General features: G+C 52.1%; 16 protein-coding genes and 1 tRNA gene. 4 read left to right on the top strand and 13 right to left on the bottom strand.

The window, feature by feature from the left end; genetic code table 11:
• Positions 1 to 14: 14 nt before the first annotated feature.
• The 10 genes from AMR42_RS16055 to AMR42_RS16015 form a co-directional block, all read right to left on the bottom strand.
• Complete coding sequence (locus AMR42_RS16055) at positions 15 to 671, bottom strand: cephalosporin hydroxylase family protein (protein WP_368670749.1); 657 nt, start codon at positions 669 to 671, stop codon at positions 15 to 17.
• 153 nt (positions 672 to 824) lie between these two features.
• Complete coding sequence (locus AMR42_RS20040) at positions 825 to 1010, bottom strand: hypothetical protein (protein WP_143473138.1); 186 nt, start codon at positions 1008 to 1010, stop codon at positions 825 to 827.
• A 7-nt stretch (positions 1011 to 1017) separates the two neighbouring features.
• Positions 1018 to 1908: an NAD(P)-dependent oxidoreductase gene (locus AMR42_RS16050; protein WP_099534659.1), complete on the bottom strand. Its 891-nt coding sequence runs from the start codon at positions 1906 to 1908 to the stop codon at positions 1018 to 1020.
• Complete coding sequence (locus tag AMR42_RS16045) at positions 1905 to 3137, bottom strand: class I SAM-dependent methyltransferase (RefSeq protein ID WP_099534658.1); 1233 nt, start codon at positions 3135 to 3137, stop codon at positions 1905 to 1907. The genes AMR42_RS16050 and AMR42_RS16045 overlap by 4 nt, the downstream gene beginning before the upstream one ends.
• Positions 3138 to 3176: 39 nt before the next feature.
• On the bottom strand, positions 3177 to 3902 hold the full coding sequence (locus AMR42_RS16040; RefSeq protein ID WP_099534657.1) for a TylF/MycF/NovP-related O-methyltransferase: 726 nt from the start codon (positions 3900 to 3902) through the stop codon (positions 3177 to 3179).
• Positions 3903 to 3980: 78 nt separating this feature from the next.
• Positions 3981 to 4856 (bottom strand): hypothetical protein, encoded by an 876-nt coding sequence (locus AMR42_RS16035; RefSeq protein ID WP_099534656.1) that lies wholly within the window; start codon positions 4854 to 4856, stop codon positions 3981 to 3983.
• Between the two features lie 130 nt (positions 4857 to 4986).
• Positions 4987 to 5529, bottom strand: a complete 543-nt coding sequence (locus tag AMR42_RS21675; RefSeq protein ID WP_099534655.1) for a dTDP-4-dehydrorhamnose 3,5-epimerase family protein — start codon at positions 5527 to 5529, stop codon at positions 4987 to 4989.
• Positions 5526 to 6608 (bottom strand): CDP-glucose 4,6-dehydratase, encoded by a 1083-nt coding sequence (gene rfbG / locus AMR42_RS16025; RefSeq protein WP_099534654.1) that lies wholly within the window; start codon positions 6606 to 6608, stop codon positions 5526 to 5528. The genes AMR42_RS21675 and rfbG overlap by 4 nt, the downstream gene beginning before the upstream one ends.
• Positions 6605 to 7378 carry a glucose-1-phosphate cytidylyltransferase gene (rfbF, locus tag AMR42_RS16020; RefSeq protein ID WP_099534744.1) on the bottom strand — a complete coding sequence of 258 codons (774 nt, stop codon included), beginning with the start codon at positions 7376 to 7378 and terminating at the stop codon, positions 6605 to 6607. The genes rfbG and rfbF overlap by 4 nt, the downstream gene beginning before the upstream one ends.
• A 113-nt stretch (positions 7379 to 7491) precedes the next feature.
• Positions 7492 to 9147 carry a glycosyltransferase gene (locus AMR42_RS16015; RefSeq protein ID WP_099534653.1) on the bottom strand — a complete coding sequence of 552 codons (1656 nt, stop codon included), beginning with the start codon at positions 9145 to 9147 and terminating at the stop codon, positions 7492 to 7494.
• A 457-nt stretch (positions 9148 to 9604) separates the two neighbouring features.
• Here AMR42_RS16015 and ldpA point away from each other — a divergent pair, with 457 nt between their 5' ends.
• From ldpA to AMR42_RS16000, 3 genes are all read left to right on the top strand, one after another.
• A complete protein-coding gene (gene ldpA, locus AMR42_RS16010) occupies positions 9605 to 10669 on the top strand; it encodes a circadian clock protein LdpA (RefSeq protein WP_099534652.1) in 1065 nt (354 codons plus the stop codon).
• Between the two features lie 158 nt (positions 10670 to 10827).
• On the top strand, positions 10828 to 12627 hold the full coding sequence (locus AMR42_RS16005; protein WP_099534743.1) for a R3H domain-containing nucleic acid-binding protein: 1800 nt from the start codon (positions 10828 to 10830) through the stop codon (positions 12625 to 12627).
• 206 nt (positions 12628 to 12833) lie between these two features.
• Positions 12834 to 13586 carry a superoxide dismutase gene (locus AMR42_RS16000; RefSeq protein ID WP_099534651.1) on the top strand — a complete coding sequence of 251 codons (753 nt, stop codon included), beginning with the start codon at positions 12834 to 12836 and terminating at the stop codon, positions 13584 to 13586.
• A 191-nt stretch (positions 13587 to 13777) separates the two neighbouring features.
• Here the strand turns inward: AMR42_RS16000 and AMR42_RS15995 are convergent, their stop codons facing one another.
• A complete protein-coding gene (locus AMR42_RS15995; protein ID WP_099534650.1) occupies positions 13778 to 14266 on the bottom strand; it encodes a hypothetical protein in 489 nt (162 codons plus the stop codon).
• 190 nt (positions 14267 to 14456) lie between these two features.
• Between AMR42_RS15995 and aroA the strand changes: the two genes are divergently transcribed.
• The gene (aroA, locus tag AMR42_RS15990; RefSeq protein ID WP_099534649.1) at positions 14457 to 15806 is read left to right on the top strand and encodes a 3-phosphoshikimate 1-carboxyvinyltransferase; all 1350 of its coding nucleotides are present in this window, start codon (positions 14457 to 14459) and stop codon (positions 15804 to 15806) included.
• Between the two features lie 123 nt (positions 15807 to 15929).
• On the opposite strand, the gene AMR42_RS15985 is transcribed toward aroA, so the two are convergent.
• Together AMR42_RS15985 and AMR42_RS15980 are read right to left on the bottom strand one after the other, a co-directional pair.
• The gene (locus AMR42_RS15985) at positions 15930 to 16853 is read right to left on the bottom strand and encodes an ABC transporter ATP-binding protein (RefSeq protein WP_099534648.1); all 924 of its coding nucleotides are present in this window, start codon (positions 16851 to 16853) and stop codon (positions 15930 to 15932) included.
• 15 nt (positions 16854 to 16868) lie between these two features.
• A tRNA-Leu gene (locus tag AMR42_RS15980) sits at positions 16869 to 16950 on the bottom strand.
• Positions 16951 to 17055 lie beyond the last annotated feature (105 nt).

The raw sequence follows: 17055 nt of genomic DNA, 5'->3' as shown, positions 1-17055 counted from the left end.
GAATGTTATGGAGTCTAGCAAAGTCGTTTTAGATAGCCGTCTGGAGCAACAGTAATGAGGAGTTTATCCTGAACAGACTGATCAATTTCAAATTCAGGGTGGGTTTTGATGTATTCCCAAACGGCGGTTTTTGGGTTATTTCCAGGGCCCCAAGGACGATCGGGGAACATGTCTCCAGGAAGATCTTCGATAATGGTGTCAAACACAACGCAGTAGCTGCCAGGAGTTACGAGGGGGGCGTAAGCTTCTAGCTCGGCAAGGACATGATCGTGGGTGTGATTACTGTCCAAGCACACTAGTATACGTTCTTTGCTAGTAGCCTTTTGGTGAACTAAATCAACGACCTGAGAATCGATACTAGATCCTTGAATCATCGAAATTCGCTTGAACATGGGATGACTTTCAATAGCTTCCCGATTATGCTCACGAATGTCAATATCAAGTCCTAGGACTTCAGCATCTTGAGGCCCACCGCAAGCAGCATTTAGCTCTAGCATTGAAGCGGAGAAAATCAGTGAGCCACCATGGGCAATTCCAGTCTCAATGATTAAATCAGGTTGAATAGACCAAATTAGCTCTTGCACCGCCACAATGTCTTGTGGGTACTGAATAACAGGTCGTCCGAGCCATGTGAAGTTGTAGGAATATTTCGGCTCGGTTGAAGCGAGCATGAATCCCCTGGAGGTGTAGATGAGATCCTTATTCCTTGAGTTTCTAGCAACTCGGTTTACAACTTCTTCAGAAAACTGCTCTGATTTATCCATGTCAACTTTAAAAAAGTAAAATTCTTTCTACTGAGTTGGTGGAGGCTGTCACGCACAAAGCTAAATGTATGGTATGGAGATCTTGAGAAGCAAACCCTGCCCTGTTGAAAGTGCCAGCATCTTCGTTCCTCTCAAAAGGGCAAAGTTGCCATCTAATATCGCTTTTTGTGCGGTATGGCCTTTGCCTTCTTCAGAAAATTCATAATCATCAAAGGTGGTGGAATCATTTGGAGTGAGTTTGTTCAAGAAAAGTTCAACTGCTTCTAGTTCTGGACTTCGCTCCTGCCTTTTGTGATCGTCTCTTCTGGTTATCTTGGATGTTTTCTAACTTTCGGGCATCTCCCCAAAACGCGATAGGCTCATAGTTAGGGTATGGATAATAGCCAAGATTTAACTGAATATTCCATCCATTCTCTTTAATCCACTGTTCAACCAAACGGCGAACAGAAACAGGCTTGCCTGAGCAAACGTTGATAATTCCAGGATTGTCTGCAGACATTGCCAGCTTGACTAAAGATTGAGCGACTTGACTAACATGGAGATAGTCTCGGAGCTGCTCTCCTTCCGACATGCCAAAAGTCGTCTTATGCTGATTAACAGATTCTCGAAGTTGAGAGAAAAGCGATTTTGGAGACTGTCCTTCACCATATAGGTAGAACAGTCGTGCCCAAGCCAGCGAGAATGGAACTTCGGTTTGCAAGTACTCAAGATGACAACGAAGTGTATTCTTCGCATGTCCATACGGATTGGATGGCTGGGGCAGCATTATCTCTGATAGCTCGCCACAAATCATACCATACTCAAAACAAGTTCCAGCAATAACAAGGGATGGTAGACCAGAACGAATTAATGTGCTTAGGAAAGCATACTGTCTTGGCAACTCCTCTTCAAAATGATGAAGAGATTTGTAATTCGGCAAACCACTCCAAGCAAGATGAATTAGAGAATCAGGATGATCTATTTCCTCAAAGATTTGACTTGAAAACTGAGCTAAATCACACTGGATCACTTTTCCAGAAAAATCAGTCAGTTGGGCAGTGCTAATATCTCGAACGAGAGCAATCACCTCGACAGGATAGCGGGATAGTTCAGCAAGAACATACTTCCCAATAAAACCTGTTGCTCCTGTAACTGCAATTTTCATGCGTCTATCACTGACAATTCAGGAATTGCTAAAACGAAAGACCCACCCCATCCCTTGATGTAGTCAAGCTGGGCAGTAATTTCATCCTTAAGATTCCACGGTAGAATACAAATACAATCTGGCATTACTTGCTTCAGAAAATCCTCGCCGACAATTGGGATGCGGCTACCCGGCATAAGCTTACCTTGCTTCCCTGGGCTGCGATCAACCACAAATGAGATCAGGTCAGGTCTGATGCCCGCATAATTCAGTAATGTGTTTCCCTTGGCCGCCGCCCCATAGGCTGCCACAACCTTACCCTCTTCCTTTGCCTTCAGCAAAAAAGTGAGAAAATCATCCTTAACACGATTCACTTTTTCCTGAAAACCAGCGTAATAGGCAACGGTTAATAAACCCTGATTCAACTCCCTTTGGAGCAAAGCATCAACATTAGATGAAGTCGCATAGGGCTTGAAATCCTGACGTTGGGCAAACACCCGTAAGCTTCCGCCATGAGTTGGAATTTCCTCAACATCCAAAATTTCCAAGCCACTGGCCGCAAAAATCCGATGAACCGCTGTTAAAGATAAATAGGAATAATGCTCATGGTAGATGGTGTCGAACTGACATTGATCAATGAGATTGAGGAGATGGGGAAACTCAAAGGTAGCAACCCCACTAGGTTTCAATAACTTAGAAACCCCCAATACAAAATCATTAATATCCGGCACATGCGCCAAGACATTATTTGCAACCACCAGATCCGCCTGTCCCCGCTCTTCTGCTAATCGAACCGCCAAGTCCACCCCAAAAAAAGCTTCAACAATATCTATCCCCTTTGCCCGTGCCGCTCCCGCCGTACTTGTCGTAGGCTCCACACCGTAACAGGGAATCCCCCGATCTTGGACATACTGCAAGAGATATCCATCGTTAGCCGCTAGCTCAACGACCAAGCTACTTGCACTTAGCTCAAAGCGAGTAACCACTGATTTCACATACTGATTGGCATGAGCAAGCCAGCTACTCGAAACCGAACTAAAGTAGGCATAGTCTTTGCCAAACAGATCATCTCGCCCTGTATAGTCTTCTGTCTGCACTAACCAACAGTGATTACAGACCAAGACGCGAAGTGGATACCACCTTTCAGGCTCATTCAGATTTGCTTCGGTCAAGTAGGCGTTTGATAGAGGCGCGGATCCTAAATCAATCAAGGTCAAGAGAGGTTCCGCTTGGCAATGACGACACTTCATCTATCAAGATATCCAGATTGTAGACCTTCCATAGCCAGGCTAATAACCAAGCCTGAAGTATCCAGTGCATGAGTCAAATGGTAACCGAACTAGAGAGATTTCGTTGATGTCCAAAAGCTCTTTGAGCGCGATGGTCTCTCCAGCAAAATTGCGGTAGCAGACCTCATCAAGAACCACCACCCCCCCCTTTGGCATACAAGGTAGAAACTGCTCCAAAGCGACCTTTGTGGGTTCATAGAGATCTGTGTCCAGAATCAACATGGCTACCACAAGATCTGGTTTTTCACTAACATACTTGGGAACGGTATTAACAATGTCACCTCGGATGATTTCACAGCGCGGCACTTTACTAACTGGACGAATCAAGTCGTTTAGTGATATAATACTCTGGAGTAGCTCGTAATTTGTATCAGCGAACATCGATTCACTTATATCGCCAGGGTCTTTATCCGAGATACTGCGAAATCCTTCAAAGGTGTCAAAACCTACTAAAGAGCGGTTGATGGCGTAGGGCTCCAGGATGATTGACATTTGTAGGTAAAGCATCAGAGAGCTACCACGGTGTACGCCACACTCCACGATTGCTCCTGGGATTGTCGCTATCATCCTGAATAGATCAACGCGAGAAAGCATTTGCGCTACTTGTATTCGAGTTGCAAAGAGAAATGGTGCATCTGCAACATAATCAGACTCACAAGATGCAATAAGCCTTGCCCTCTCCTCATAATAAGCTCTTTCTTGTTCTGTGATATTTCGCTTTGTCATCTTGACCGTGTGCTGTTACGAGGTTTTGAGTTTTAGGTTGAGTAGAAAGCCACCCTAGAGTTCACCAATGATCGCCAACTAACGATTATTAGTGGGGTTATAGGGATCTAGCGTGCTTGCGTCGAACAATTGGCTGAGGTAGTAATGACCGCCCATCCCTCCTGCCCTGCTGTCAACATTTGGAGGAGTGTCAACTCCTATATCCCCCTTCGCAATGGTTCTGAAATCAATGCTCATCCGTGCTGTCTGGGTAAGATTGGGAACAGTGCCGTGGAGATGAGACGCAGAAAATATGATGATGTCCCCTGGCTTACCCGCAATCCTAATTTCAGAGCTTGAATTAATATCCTCCAGTGGCAGCGGATGCCTTCGGGATTCTGAGCCTATGTTTTGAACAGCCCTCTTCCGCTCCACCTTGTCCCAGTACTCAATGTCGTGGAGAGACGAGCTATTCTCTACTGGCCTTGAAAAGTAATCTGGCCATATGGACATGGCTGTATCTGGTGTTATTGGCAGAATGGGAACCCAGTGGTTGATCTGGTAGGTTGGGCTACTGTACCATGTGTCCCTGTGGGGCGCATATGAGTAGCTGACTCCAGAATGCAAGTAATCATAATTGGGAACGACACGAATTCGGGGCACATCGAAATAGTAACTTGAAGGAACACAGCCCGTCTCCTCCAAAAAGCTCCTTATAAGCTCTTTGGATCGTCTGCTGTTTGTGAATACATTTTTGAGCCTTTCTACATGCCTTGCGAATTCTTCGACAGGCAGTGTATTGAATGCGTTTTGCGGTTGGTCTGTGTTAAACTGTTCACATGCAAGCGCAAAAGCATATTCACACAAATCAGTAATTGAATTCAATTGAGAAAGTACAAAGATATCGCCTAGATGTATTTTTTTTCTTCTCTCTGAGTCTGTGAATGGTTGATTGAGAATGATGTTGGTTGTCATTGTTTTGTCGCCTCAATTCCTTGATTTGGTGTAATCACTTTTGAATACGCTTGAATGCTGGCAGGATGCTTCAGTCTGCTAGAACTACCGATTCAGTTTCCGCCAACATGCTGATGTTCTCGTAAATCAACTAGAAATCAATAAAAGGCAGTGCTTTGTCTCTCTCGGACATACATGATATTGCAGTAGGCCAGTCAATGCATAGCCTTGGGTCTAGGGGGGAAATTCCACGTTCCGAACATTGATGATAATCCTTAGAGTGAAGGTATAGCAGCTCAACATTGTCTAGTGTTGATTGAAATCCGTGTGCGAAGCCTTCTGGTATGACCATCATCATAGCATTGTCCTGACTTAGGTACTCGCCGTGCCACTGTAAAAAGGTCGGAGATTCAGGTCTCAAATCCACGACTACGTCAAAGACCTCACCCCGTAAGCAGGTAACAATTTTTGTCTCAGTGTAAGGAGGAACCTGATAGTGCATTCCTCGCACAGTCCCTTGTCGCCGTGTTAGTGTGTGGTTCATCTGTCGAATATCGCACTCGATTCCAAATTGATGGAACGTATCTCGACAGAACAACCGCTCCAGAAATCCTCGCTCGTCACAAAGGGGATGACGCTCTAGAAGCATCAATCCTGGAAGGGGCAAGGACTGCACGCGGAAGCGATCACTCATCTCACTACCTCTTCCCGTTGTGATTGAACATAGCGATCAATCATCTCAAGACTCAGATTTTGCATGGCAACTTGCTGTTCTGCCGCCTGATACCACTCGATCAAACATCGAATTGCCTGCTCTACCGACCACCTAGGTTGCCAGGACAAACGCGATCGCGTCTTACTTGAATCCAATTGCAGCAAACCAGCCTCATGATGCACCGGGGCAACATCCATAATCTCTACAGTTCCTCCCCAAGCTTCAGCCGCCAAGCGCGCCACCTCTCCCACTGCTCGCGAGTCTGCCACACTTGGGCCAAAATTCCAAGCCTCGCAGAACTCAGCTGCCTCGTCCCCTAGTAGTCGTTCCGCTAGGAGCAAATAGCCCGAGAGCGGCTCCAAGATATGCTGCCAGGGTCGCACCGCCTGCGGATAACGTAGCCTCAGCGCTTTACCGGACTGGAACGCCCGAACACAATCGGGAATCAGCCGTCCCATCGCCCAGTCGCCACCACCGATCACATTTCCTGCCCGAGCCGTTGCCACTGCAATCCCTTCAAACTGCAAAAAACTGGAGCGATAGGCCGACACCACCAGCTCAGCACAAGCCTTGCTGTTGCTGTAGGGATCGAAGCCCCCCAATGGATCTGTTTCACGGTAAGGATAAACCCACTCATGATTCTCGTAGCATTTGTCCGTTGTCACGACCACAACCGCCCGAACTGAGCCTGCCTTGCGAGCTGCCTCTAGCACATGGACTGTGCCCATTACGTTCACCGCATAGGTCTCAACTGGGTACTCATAACCATAATTCACAAGAGGCTGAGCAGCCAGGTGAAAAATTACAGTCGGTCGGATTTGACAAATTGCCGCTTCAGTCGCACCAAGATCCCGAATGTCAGCCCTCAAGTCCACTTCAAGGAGACCCTCGACACCCGCTGATTGGTAAAGGCTCGGGTTAGTTGGTGGGTCAAGTGCCAAGCCAGAAACCCTTGCACCTAACTGATGAAGCCACAGGCATAGCCAAGCTCCCTTGAAGCCTGTGTGTCCCGTCACCAAGACCGATTGTTCTTGCCAAATAGCAGGACTAGGATTCATGGCCAAACTTTCCAGGGCGCTTCGCCCGAGTCCCAAAGCTGCTCCAGATAGACCTTATCTCGCAGAGTATCCATTGGCAACCAAAAACCATGGTGATCAAACGCTTGCAGTTGACCTTCCGCAGCCAGAGAGGCAAGCGGTTCCCCTTCCCAACTGGTGAAATCCCCCTGAATATAATTGATTACTTGAGGGGATAAAACAAAAAATCCACCATTGATGCGCCCTCCGTCACCCTTAGGTTTTTCTAGAAAACCCCTTACTTGATCGCCTTCACGTTCTAGTGCTCCATAGCGCCCAGGGGGCTGCACTGCCGTAACCGTAGCCAGCTTGCCATGTTGCCGATGAAAGGCAACACAAGCAGTGACATCAATGTCTGCAACCCCATCTCCGTAAGTGAAGCAAAATTCAGTATCATTCTGCAAGTAATTGGCAACTCGTTTCAGTCGCCCACCGGTCAACGTGTTTTCTCCAGTGTCTACTAGCGTCACTCGCCATGGTTCGGAATAACGCTCGTGGACTTCCATCATATTTTTAGCTATATCAAAAGTCACATCAGAGGTATGTAGGAAGTAGTTAGCAAAATATTCTTTAATTACGTATCCTTTATAGCCGCAGCAGATGATGAAGTTATTGATGCCGTGGATTGAGTAGATTTTCATAATGTGCCAAAGAATTGGCTTTCCACCAATCTCGACCATTGGCTTCGGCTTTAGGTAGGTTTCTTCGCTAATCCGGGTACCCAGTCCACCTGCTAGAATCACACACTTCATTGCGTTCATAACTTTTCTAAGACACAGCTTTCTAGGATACTGACATGACAGGACAAACCAACACTAAGATCGCAACATTACAGATAGGCTAAAATGATCAAAGTTATTGTGCGTCATAGAAATTTTTTGTGAACCCATAATTGACAATTTTTAGGTTCATTATTGAAAAGTGGATTGCCTTGTAGCTCTTCATTCAATACAGTATATTTTTCCCACATCTGATGATCAAGATTGTGCAAATGATTAAATACTTGGCTTACAGACATACTCAGAAAATTCATCGATTCTTCGCCGTGGGATTTATTTTTGAAGAATGAAGAGTCGAATTTTTCAATCAGCATAAAGTAACTTAAAGAGGAGGTGTCCATGAACTCATCAAGTCTTTTGAAGTCGGGGGTTGTCAGGCTCTTGTGAGGACAAATTAGAAAAGTTGGAGATCTTGCCTCGTTTTTGCGAACTCTTTTCATTTCGCAATCAATCACATCACCAAGAGAGTTTACATGCATTGGCGGAGACTGCAAATTGCCGACTCGACTAATCCTAGAGCGATTAATTGACAATGAATAAAGATCTGCAAGAGCAATACTACTAGAGTACAAAATTAACTCTATACGAGGCAAGGATGTGATCATCGCTAAAGCGAGCTTTACCCATGAAGCATCGTTGGCATAGATTATGACACAAGCAGTTTCACTCAATCGGTGTATTTCTTGTATAAATTCATAGATAGAGACTAAATCCAAGAAAGAGCACGAAGCACAGTCACCGGAAAAGAGTTTAGAAATGTTAGAACTGCTTTCTTGCATTTTCTTTTGAGCAGTCGCTTTTGCCAGTATAGATATTTCATCATTCTGTTCTGAAGGTGGCAAGAAAAAGCGCATGGCTTGAATTTGACCCAGCTCAGAAAGTTTTTGAGTTTGGATGGGATGGGATATATAAAAGTTAATTAGTTTAAGAAGATGATCTATGGAATCATAAACATCAAAATGCAAGCCTGGCTCAAAGTAGTCGTAGATGTTACTACCAACAGATAGGCGGTCTACAAGACAAAAAGTTCCTGAAGCGATCGCGTTAAAAACTTGTGGTGTCGGCTGTGCATTTAAGCTGGAAACCACCGTGATTAAACTTTGAGACATACGGTCTACCCACTCTTGCTCAGCCATGTGCGGATAGACATCAAATGGGATATTTTTTTCTGCCAAAGCTGCCTTCAAAGCGCAGAAAATTTTTCTCCTGCGCGGATGATAGGGACTGCTTGCATTACCGAAAAAAGAAACCGATTGCCGCTTAGGATGATTGGATTGAATAGAAGGGTGGATGATGTTTTTCGGCCAGTTCCCCGAGAGATTCTTGATACCACTCCATGCGAACAGGCAGTGATGAGCAGGCTGACCAAAAAAGAAAATATGATCGTAGGCTTCGCCCTCCAGATAATCGATCAGGGTGGATATTGGACGATGTAAGTGGTGGGTATCACCAATTAACGCAATGGACTTTAGGCCTAAGCCACTAACGCTTCTGGGAAGAGGTGTAGTCCCAGCTTCCAGATAGGAGATCAAATATCTATCAGAAGGGTTGAACTTTGAAACCAGCTCAGAGAACTGCAACAGATCGGGCTGCCAGGAGTCCGTGTGCACACAAATCGAGTTTTCAGTCTTTCTATTGCTGACTGAAGGACCAAAAAAGATGTAGAAAATGTCCTGAAAACTCGGCAGGACTGATGGATCCCTAGAGACAGGTTTCAAGATAACAGACCGCGAGTCACTCATACGCCTGAACCTCACTATGGGAAGCGTTTTACCAGAACTATTCCAATTCTTAAGATTTATCCCACGACCCTACACGATTCTCAGCCATCAAAACAACCTTGGTGTTGATGGCTGAGTGGTGGTGCGATATTTTGCCTGGGTTCTGTGGAAATCGGCGCGATCACAGTGATCCTCCGGATGCCAACACTTCCGAACCGCCTAGCGGCATTTTGCCGACCACGCCGACATCGGTCTGATTGTACTGCGCGAAGTTGGTCGCATGCAAAGACAATCTCGCTAGTCTTCTCGAAGTAATCGCGCTGCTGGAAGACCTCTCTACTGACCATGAATTGCGCTCGTAGGAGGGCCAGCACCTGGAAGCTTGGACGCAGTGGGTGCTAGAGCTGGCGAATGAGATGCTCTAGGCGGGGGATATCGAGCGATCGCAAAGTTGGCAGGGGGGGCGTAGCATGGAAGGGTGAGTGTTTTTCCTTCGCCGCTGGTTTCATTGCAGTCGGGGTGCTGGTTCAAGCTGATTTGTGGCGCGAGTTTCCAGCATTTGCCGGCCATCCGGACTCTGGCCCTGGTCTATGGGCTAGCGGGGGCTGACTGTGTGGATGTGGCTGCTGATCCGGCGGTGATTGCGGCAGCACGATCGGGCTTGGAGGTTGCCCAGTCTCGATCGGGTCGATCGCCCTGGCTAATGGTTAGCCTGAACGATGGTGAAGACCCCCACTTTCGCAAAGCCCAGTTTAACCCAACTCAGTGCCCTAGTGATTGTTCTCGGCCCTGCGAGCGGGTTTGTCCAACGGGGGCGATCGACCTGGGCGGCGTAACCGAAAGCCTTTGCTACGGCTGTGGCCGCTGTTTGCATATTTGCCCGCTGGATTTGATTGGGGCCCGATCGTATGTGTCCACCCCCAGCGCGATCGCCTCGGTGGTGTTGCCCTTGGGCGTGGAGGCGATCGAGATCCACACGGTTCCGGGTCGCTATGATGATTTTGCGCGGCTGTGGCGATCGGTGGAACTCCACCTCGATCGGTTGCAGTTGGTGGCGGTCAGTTGTCCCGATGGCCCAAATTTGGCAGATTACTTGCGATCGCTCTACGACTTGATGGCACCCGGCTTGCGAGCGGCCGGTTGCGCCCTGATTTGGCAAACGGACGGGCGGCCCATGAGTGGCGACATTGGCGCAGGGGCCACGCGCGCGGCGATCTCCCTGGGCCAGAAGGTTTTGCAATTGGGCTTACCCGGTTTTGTGCAGTTGGCCGGGGGCACGAACGATCGCACCGTGCCCAAACTCCGAGATTTAGATCTGTTGGGGCCCGATCGCCTGGCCGGCGTGGCCTATGGCAGCTATGCCCGATCGCACCTGAAACCCGTGACCGATCGGCTAGAGGCCCTGGAACTGGCAGCGGGCCAAGCCGTGCCGATCGAAACCCAACCGGAATTACTGACCGAGGCGCTGACCTTGGCGCAACCGTTGTTCGCTCCGCTCAAAGCTCCCCATGCTCCGATTCCGCTGGCAGCGCTGCCGCCTTAGCCTGTGGCTAGGTTTGTAGCGTTGCTTTGCTCCGAGTCCAACTTGCCGCGCCCTCTTGCTGTTAATTAGCTCTTATGGTGATGTTTCCCGATACTGGCGATCGTCCCGTGACTTTGCAAACCGCCCAACAAGTTAAGGAAGGAACTGACTTGGCAGCAATGGCTGATTCCGCTGGCGCACCGGCTGTGGGTAGCGAAGCGATCGATCTGGGTCGCACTCGCAGCACCGATGACCTGAGCCAACTTCTGGGTATTTTGCCGCCTCACCTGCGGAAAGTTTTAGAAAATCATACGGATTTGAATCAGTTGGTGGAGGTGGTGATGGACTTTGGGCGGTTGCCCGAGGCCCGGTTCCCCGGTGCCCGCACCGAAAGCCTCAGCGACAAACCCGTCACCCGCGACGATTTGGACTATGCCACCGCTCGGGTTGGGCATTTTGGCGGCGACAACCGCGCCGGCATCGAACAGACCCTGCACCGGATCAGCGCCATCCGCAACCGCCGGGGCGACGTGATTGGCCTCACCTGTCGCGTGGGGCGGGCCGTGTTCGGAACGATCGCCACGATTCGCGACCTGGTGGAAAGTGGCAAGTCGATTTTGATGTTGGGGCGGCCCGGCGTGGGCAAAACCACGGCCCTGCGGGAAATTGCCCGCGTGCTAGCCGATGAACTCCAGAAGCGGGTGGTGATCATCGACACCTCCAACGAAATTGCGGGCGATGGGGATGTGCCGCACCCGGCGATCGGGCGGGCCCGACGAATGCAGGTGGCCGAACCGGAATTGCAACACAAGGTGATGATCGAAGCGGTGGAAAACCACATGCCGCAGGTGATCGTGATCGACGAAATCGGCACGGAGCTAGAAGCCTTGGCAGCTCGGACGATCGCCGAGCGTGGCGTGCAACTGGTGGGCACGGCCCACGGTAACCAGTTGGCGAACTTGATCAAAAACCCAACTCTCTCGGATTTGGTCGGCGGGATTCAATCCGTCACCTTGGGCGACGAAGAGGCCCGGCGGCGCGGCTCCCAAAAAACCGTCCTGGAACGCAAGGCCCCGCCGACCTTTGAGGTGGCGGTGGAAATGCAGGAACGCAGCCGCTGGGTGGTGCATGAGGATGTGGCCACCACGGTGGATTCCCTGTTGCGCGGGCGGATTCCCGAGCGGCAGGTGCGCACCATCAGCGACACGGGCCAGGTGACGATTACCCACGAGCTGCCGGAAGCCGAGACGGCGGGCACTGATCGCTCCCTGGCCCCAGCGGGCCGCAACGGCGGCCCCAGCAAGGGGGATCGCGGCTGGCGATCGAGCGGGCAAATGACCCCAGTGCCGCCCAGTCGCCGGGCCGTCGTACCCCTGGGAGCCGCCACGCCCCACGAGGAATTCGCCCAACTGCTCGATCGCACCGACTACAGCCCCCGGGCGATCGATGAAACCGACGACCTGAAGCAAAACGGCTATCTCTACGTCTACCCCTACGCCGTCAGCCGCCACCAGTTGGAGCAGGCGATTCGGTTGCTGAATTTGCCAGTGGTTTTGACCAAGGAGCTGGACACGGCCGATGCGGTGCTAGCCCTGCGCACCCACTTGAAAAATCACACCAAGTTGCGCCACCTGGCTAAAACCCGCCAACTGCCGATCTATATCCTGAAGTCCAACAGCACGGCCCACATTGCCCGCACCCTGCGCCGGATTCTGAAGCTGGACGACGAGGGCGGCGAAGTGGAACCGGTGGATCTGCGGTTGTTTGCGGACAATGCCAGCGATGACGAGCTGGAAGCCCTCGAAGAAGCGCGGCTGGCGGTGGAAAACATCGTGATTCCCAAGGGGCAACCGGTGGAGTTGTTGCCGCGATCGGCCCATGTGCGCAAAATGCAGCACGAGCTAATCGAGCATTACAAACTCACCTCCACCAGCTTTGGCGAGGAACCCAACCGCCGCCTGCGGATCTTCCCGGCTTAGTCGCACGACAGCCTTAAATTCGTTGGGTCAAGTTGCGGAGTCAGTCGTGGTGACAAGGGGCTTAAGCCCCTTGCTGCCTAACGATTTGGTGGCGATAACAGCCATGTAATTTAACCCAGCGAATTAAGGCAGCCACGCTACTAGGGCAGGCGACCCAATTCAAACCGGCCTCAAAAAATCAGAAAAACAATTCGAGGGTTTTACCTATGGCTCTCTCTCGTCGTGCGCTAATTCGGCAATCCTTAGCTGCGGCTGCGGGCTTCACCCTGGCGGACTGGTTGCTGTGGGGACAAGATGGGGCGATCGCCGCTCCAATCGCCCAAACCACCCCGACCGTACCCGAAATTTTCAAAGTACCGCCCTTACCCTACGCCTACGACGCACTGCAACCGACGATCGATCGGGAAACCATGGAGTTTCACCACGACAAGCACCACGCCGCCTATGTCAAAAACCTGAATACCGCGATCGCACCTTACCCCGAACTGCACAAGCGCTCGATCGAAGATCTGATCAGCAATCTCGACGCGCTGCCCGCCGACATTCGCGCCGCCGTTCGCAACAATGGCGGCGGTCACGACAACCACAGCCTGTTTTGGGAAAGCATGGGCCCCAACGCGGGCGGCCAACCCACTGGGGCGATCGCCCGGGCAATTACAGACACCTTTGGCAGCTTTGAAGCCCTGCAAACCGCGTTCAACCAAGCGGGAGCCAAGCGCTTTGGCAGTGGCTGGGCTTGGCTAGTGCTCGATCGCCAAGGAAAACTCACCGTCACCAGCACCGCCAACCAAGACAGCCCGCGAATGGAGGGTCAAATTCCCCTGCTCGGCAATGACGTTTGGGAACATGCCTACTACTTGAACTATCGCAACCGACGCGATCAGTATCTCCAGCAGTGGTGGAATGTGGTGAACTGGCCGGTAATTAACCAGCGCTACGAAGCCGCTAAAGCCGCTTAAAACTCAAAGGTCGCGGACACATTGATTTCCCATGTCCCAGCCGTCAGGACAAGGGGCTTGAGCATCTTGCCTCCCACGATCTACCAACGGTGGAATCAGGGTTTCAGGTGATTTGACGACAGGCCCTCAAGCCCCCTGTCCGCTGAGATTTGACACGGTTTTTGGGGGTTTGAGGCCCCAAATTGAGATGCCTAAAACACCTCTAGGTTCAACACATAGCGACCTAAAGGCAAATTCTGGGCCCAAAGCTCATATTCCAAACGCACCCAATCGGGAACCGGCCGGCCCGACAGAGTGAGGCTGCGGGTGAAGTTGCGGAGGCGAATTTGTTCGTAGCCCTGGTCTGTGGCTTCCTGGAGCCAATAGCGGCTGATGCCATAGACCCCCCGTTCCCACAGGTGGCGGTAGTGGAAACCGCTGGCGCTTTGCATGGTTAACACAGCCCGCTGGGGGGAAAGTTCCAACCACAAGCTGCGATCGCCCTGGGGTTCCACATTGGCCGCATAACCGGGCATCAGCACCGGTTCGATCGCCTTCACTGCCGGTTCCGCCAGCAGAATATGGAAGCGATCGCGCTCATTTTCGTAAATCGTGGCGGAAGTTTCGATCGAGGCGGCCGTTGGTAAATCTAACGACAACAGCGACAGGCTAATCGGACGGCGGTGACGAATCGGCGACATAGGTTGCGGCCTTGTTGGCTCAGGAGAAGCATCACGCGCAAAACCCGGAAAGCGATAGGATTGTCGGGCGAGCCTGGGCGATGGGTTTGCCAAGCCTTTAGGGCCCGGTAAGCCAATCACTGCCTAGGGCAATTCTGCCTGTGGCAATTCTCCCGGCGCGATCGCGAGTCCGAACCCTGTCGATCTTCCGATGCTCCACCCGATCGTAACATCCGAATTTGTAAACGCCCGCCAACGGCTGATCCTTTCTCCCACTGCCGAGGGCTGCCCCCTCGTGGGTCGCGTGCGGATCCCCGGCGACAAGTCCATTTCCCACCGGGCCCTGATGCTAGGGGCCTTGGCGGCAGGGGAAACAACCATTGAGGGCCTGCTGTTAGGCGAAGATCCCCGCAGTACCGCCGCTTGCTTCCGAGCCTTGGGAGCCGAAATCAGCGAGCTGAACACCGATCGGGTAACCGTGCGCGGCATTGGCATCGGCAATCTGCGGGAGCCGAGCGGGGTGTTGGATGCGGGCAACTCGGGCACGACCCTGCGGCTGATGTTGGGCATTTTGGCTTCCCATCCCGATCGCTTCTTTACAATTACGGGCGATGACTCCCTGCGATCGCGGCCCATGGGTCGGGTCGTGAAGCCCCTGACCCTGATGGGGGCACAAATTTGGGGCCGCCGTGACAACACCCTCGCGCCCCTGGCCGTGCGGGGTCAGGCCCTCCAACCCATTCATTACCAATCCCCGATCGCCTCAGCCCAGGTGAAGTCCTGCATTTTGCTGGCAGGGTTGATGACCGAAGGACAAACCACCGTCAGTGAACCGGCCCTGTCGCGCGACCACAGCGAGCGAATGTTGCGGGCATTTGGGGCGGAAGTGATCGTGGATCCGGACACCATCAGCGCCACGGTGGTCGGCCCGGCCAAGCTCCATGGCCAGCGGGTAATCGTGCCCGGGGATATCAGTTCAGCGGCCTTTTGGCTGGTGGCGGCGGCGATCGTGCCCGGCTCTGACCTGACGATCGAGAACGTGGGCATTAACCCCACCCGCACCGGTATCCTCGACGTGCTGCACCAGATGGGAGCCAACATCACCCTCGAAAACAAGCGCGACGCGGCGGGCGAACCGGTGGCTGATTTGCGGGTGCGCTATGGGCCCCTCAACGGTTGCGAAATTAGCGGGGCCCTGATTCCTCGGTTGGTCGATGAAATCCCCATTTTGGCTGTGGCGGCAACCGTGGCCCAAGGCAAAACCGTAATTCGCGATGCGGAAGAGTTGCGCGTGAAGGAGAGCGATCGCCTGGCGGTGATGGCGGCGGCCCTGCAAAAAATGGGGGCCCAGGTGACGGAACAGCCGGATGGGCTGGAAATTACCGGCCCGGTGCAATTGCGGGGGGCCGATGTGGACAGCCACACGGATCACCGAATTGCCATGAGCCTGGCGATCGCGGCGTTGGTGGCCCAAGGAACAACCACCATCGATCGGGCAGAGGCGGCGGCCATTTCCTACCCGGACTTTGTGCCCACCCTGGAGCGGCTCACCCAAGGTTAATCGGCCTGCAAGTGGATCAAACCAATCGATCGGGCAGGTGAGCCGGTTATGGTGAGCCGGTTATGGTGAGCCAGTCAACTGATCGAGATCGGGCAGGTAGATCAGGCAGATCAGGCAGATTAATCAAGCCGAGTTGGATCGCGCCCCAACCGCCAGGCTACGGCGCGTGATTTCCAAATACACCGCCTCCAAGCCCACGGGCTGACGGGCCAAGCCATCGATCGGCAGGCCCGCCAGCCGCTCCAGCAACTCCGGTAAACTGAGGGACTCCGGCAACCACAACACCAGCTCTCCCCCAGCTTCCCGCCAAGGCCAGCCCAGTTGCTCCACCCGTTCGATCGTCCCGGCGCGATCGGCCGTCGTTACCCGCACCAACTCAGCGGCGGGAATGGTCGATCGCAGTTCCGCCAAAGTTCCCTCCAGCGCGATCGCCCCCTGGCTCAAAATTCCAATTCGATCGCACAGGCGCTCCGCCTCCTCCAGCAAATGGGTGGTCAGCAACACCGTCAAACCCTGCTTTTTCAGATCCCGAATCATGGCCCACAGGTCATAACGGGCTTCCAAATCCAAACCCGCTGTGGGTTCATCCAAAATCACCAACTTGGGCCGATGCACCAGGGCGATCGCCACATTCAACCGCCGCTGCATCCCGCCGCTGAGGGTTTCCACGGGACTATCGGCGCGATCGGTTAAGCCCACCCAAGCCAAGCACTGAGCCAAACGCGATCGCCGTTCCGATCGCCGCAAACCATACAAACTGGCAAAAAAATCTAAATTCTCAGCACAGGTCAGGCTTTTATAGAGCAAGTTGTCCTGGGGGGCAATCCCCAACCAGTGGCGGGGAGCCTGGGCCAAGGGGCGATCGCCCAACCACACCTCACCCCCATCAGCCACCAGCAGGCGACCCAGAATATTAATCGTCGTGCTTTTGCCCGCGCCGTTGGGGCCCAGCAGCCCATAAATTTCGCCCGGTCGCAAGGACAAACTCAGTCCTCGCAATACCGGGCGATCGTCATAGGATTTAGTTAACCGTTCAATTCGCAACATGCTGCGCTGAACCCATGCGGATAATAGGACTTGAACCTACACGCCTTGCGGCACTAGAACCTAAATCTAGCGCGTCTACCAATTCCGCCATATCCGCTTAAGCCCAGACATCATAGCAAAATCCCCCCACTTCGGCAATCGTCTTTGGGAAAACCCTGGATAAATTTTGAGAAAGCAACATCTTGCTTCTGACGATTTAACC

The organism is Limnothrix sp. PR1529, assembly GCF_002742025.1.
Classification (GTDB): domain Bacteria; phylum Cyanobacteriota; class Cyanobacteriia; order CACIAM-69d; family CACIAM-69d; genus CACIAM-69d.
The sequence above is the reverse complement of the archived record's forward strand: the minus strand, read 5'-3'. Positions and strand labels throughout refer to the sequence as shown.

Coding starts and splice junctions, on each gene's coding strand:
- AMR42_RS16055 (WP_368670749.1), bottom strand. CDS start 671: ATGCTCGCTTCAACCGAGCCGAAATATTCCTACAACTTCACATGGCTC.
- AMR42_RS16050 (WP_099534659.1), bottom strand. CDS start 1,908: ATGAAAATTGCAGTTACAGGAGCAACAGGTTTTATTGGGAAGTATGTT.
- AMR42_RS16045 (WP_099534658.1), bottom strand. CDS start 3,137: ATGAAGTGTCGTCATTGCCAAGCGGAACCTCTCTTGACCTTGATTGAT.
- AMR42_RS16040 (WP_099534657.1), bottom strand. CDS start 3,902: ATGACAAAGCGAAATATCACAGAACAAGAAAGAGCTTATTATGAGGAG.
- AMR42_RS16035 (WP_099534656.1), bottom strand. CDS start 4,856: ATGACAACCAACATCATTCTCAATCAACCATTCACAGACTCAGAGAGA.
- AMR42_RS21675 (WP_099534655.1), bottom strand. CDS start 5,529: ATGAGTGATCGCTTCCGCGTGCAGTCCTTGCCCCTTCCAGGATTGATG.
- rfbG (WP_099534654.1), bottom strand. CDS start 6,608: ATGAATCCTAGTCCTGCTATTTGGCAAGAACAATCGGTCTTGGTGACG.
- rfbF (WP_099534744.1), bottom strand. CDS start 7,378: ATGAAGTGTGTGATTCTAGCAGGTGGACTGGGTACCCGGATTAGCGAA.
- AMR42_RS16015 (WP_099534653.1), bottom strand. CDS start 9,147: ATGAGTGACTCGCGGTCTGTTATCTTGAAACCTGTCTCTAGGGATCCA.
- AMR42_RS16005 (WP_099534743.1), top strand. CDS start 10,828: ATGGCTGATTCCGCTGGCGCACCGGCTGTGGGTAGCGAAGCGATCGAT.
- AMR42_RS16000 (WP_099534651.1), top strand. CDS start 12,834: ATGGCTCTCTCTCGTCGTGCGCTAATTCGGCAATCCTTAGCTGCGGCT.
- AMR42_RS15995 (WP_099534650.1), bottom strand. CDS start 14,266: ATGTCGCCGATTCGTCACCGCCGTCCGATTAGCCTGTCGCTGTTGTCG.
- aroA (WP_099534649.1), top strand. CDS start 14,457: ATGCTCCACCCGATCGTAACATCCGAATTTGTAAACGCCCGCCAACGG.
- AMR42_RS15985 (WP_099534648.1), bottom strand. CDS start 16,853: ATGTTGCGAATTGAACGGTTAACTAAATCCTATGACGATCGCCCGGTA.